Here is a 1,914-nt window from a genome sequence, read left to right as displayed (position 1 = left end):
GCAGGGGACGCCGCGGGACGGGCCGGAATAGCCCGGCGCACCCTCAACGGCACCCTCCTCGCCCTCGCCCACCGCGTCGACGCGGCGGAGCAGGCGCTGTCCGAACAGCAGCACGCAGCCGATGTTCTCGCAGCCGACGCCCGCGACGCCTATGACGACGCCGTGGCCAGGATCCTTGAGGCCACCCGCGACGGCGCACTGCTGCGCGGCGAAGTGCTGGCACGTTGGCAGGACTTCGTCGGGACCGGGGAGTTCTTCCGCGCCATGGAACAGAACATCGGACGCTTCCGTGACCGCGTGGGCGCGTTCGTCCGGGGTGAACCGGCGCCTGCAGTCAGGGTGGAAACCGCGATCGAAACGGGACTGCAGGCGGTCATTGTCGATCAAGCCGCCAAGGCCGCCGAGCACACCGACCAGCGGTGGCGTTCAGACCCCGCCGGCAGGCAGGTGCTGGGCACCGACGATGTTTCCGGTGCCTCCGAGGGCTTCGCGGACGCTGTGGCGGCCGAAATCCGCGCTTGGCAGGGGAGCCTGATGGAACTTATCCGCACCGAAGGCCAGGGCAAGCGCACCCAGGCCCGCTGGTTGTCTTTCGGCATCAACGGCCTCGGCGCTGCCCTGATGATTGTGGTGTTCTCCATGACCGCGGGCCTGACCGGGCTTGAGATCGGAGTCGCCGGCGGCACCGCCGTCGTGGGTCAGCGCCTCCTGGAGGCAGTATTCGGGGAGGACGCCGTCCGCCGGCTCGCCCGGACCGCGCGCGAAGACCTGCATCTGCGGTGCCAGAGCCTGCTGACGGCGGAGTGCCAGCGGTTCTTGACCCGGCTCGAGGTCGACGGCGGCGTGCCGCCCTCAGCCATTGCCGGCCATGCGGCGGCACTGCGCCGGCTGGCGGCCACGTCATGAGCCGTCATGGCGCCGCCCGCGAGGCGTCCCAGCTCGATCGCAGACTGGAAGCGCTCAACAGCGCCACGGAGCTCGCATCCGGAGTCCTCCCGGAGGAAACCCTGGCCGGTGTCCTGCAGGTGCTCGACCGCGCGAGTTCGCGGCGGTCGCTGTCCGGAGACCACACGGTGGTTGGGTTTTTTGGAGCCACAGGCAGCGGCAAGTCATCGCTCTTCAATGCCGTAAGCGGCGAGGAGATCGCGACGGCGGCCGTGCGCAGGCCGACCACCACCGAGCCGCTCGCGGGCATTTGGGGCGTCCAGGGCAGCGATGCGCTGCTGGATTGGCTGGAGGTCCGAAAGCGCCACGCTGCGGCGCCGATCAAAGGGTTCGCCGACGACGACACCGGGCTGATCCTTCTGGACCTGCCGGACTTTGACTCGACCAGGGCCGCCAACCGGGAGATTGTGCAGCGGATGGTGGGCCTCGTGGACGTCCTCGTCTGGGTCCTCGATCCGCAGAAATATGCCGACGCCGCCGTGCACAACGATTTCCTGGCACCGCTGTCCTCGCACGGGGCCGTGACGATCGTGGTGCTCAACCAAATCGACAGGCTCCCGGAGCACGAGGTCCGGCCGGTCCTGGAATCCCTCACAGCTATCCTGGCGCGGGACGGGCTGGGCAAAGTTCAGGTCCTCGGGGCTTCCGCCGTGCTGGGGACGGGGGTGGACAAGGTGCGGGCCGCGATCCGGCAGGTGGCGATGCAGCGTAAAGCGATGTCACAGCGACTTGCGGCAGATGTCACGCTGGCCGCCGCCCGGCTTGCCGAGGCGTCCGGCCTGCCCGCGGGTGGCGCGACGGCCGCTGGTGGCGGGACGGCCGCCGGCGCGACGGCCGCGTCCAAGGCCCGGCTGGCGGGGGAGTTGGCTGTGGCCGCCAATGTGCCGTTGGTGGTCGACGCCGTCGCCCGGTCCTACCGGCTGGAGGCAACCCGGCGCACGGGCTGGCCGGTGACCCGCTGGCTGGCCA

The 1,914-nt window shown here is 70.3% G+C and carries 1 protein-coding gene and 1 pseudogene; both read left to right on the top strand.

Translation table 11 applies throughout. From position 1 onward, the window contains the following. A pseudogene (locus tag Y706_RS27290) lies at positions 1 to 906 on the top strand (ABC transporter); the annotation flags it as partial. Next, positions 903 to 1,914: GTPase (locus Y706_RS0122655; protein WP_028278363.1), on the top strand; the 1,012-nt coding region annotated here is incomplete at its 3' end. The pseudogene Y706_RS27290 and the gene Y706_RS0122655, both read left to right, overlap by 4 nt.

The sequence above is a fragment of the Arthrobacter sp. I3 genome (genome assembly GCF_000520575.1).
In the GTDB taxonomy this organism is placed as follows: domain Bacteria; phylum Actinomycetota; class Actinomycetes; order Actinomycetales; family Micrococcaceae; genus Arthrobacter; species Arthrobacter humicola_A.
The sequence above is the reverse complement of the archived record's forward strand: the minus strand, read 5'-3'. Positions and strand labels throughout refer to the sequence as shown.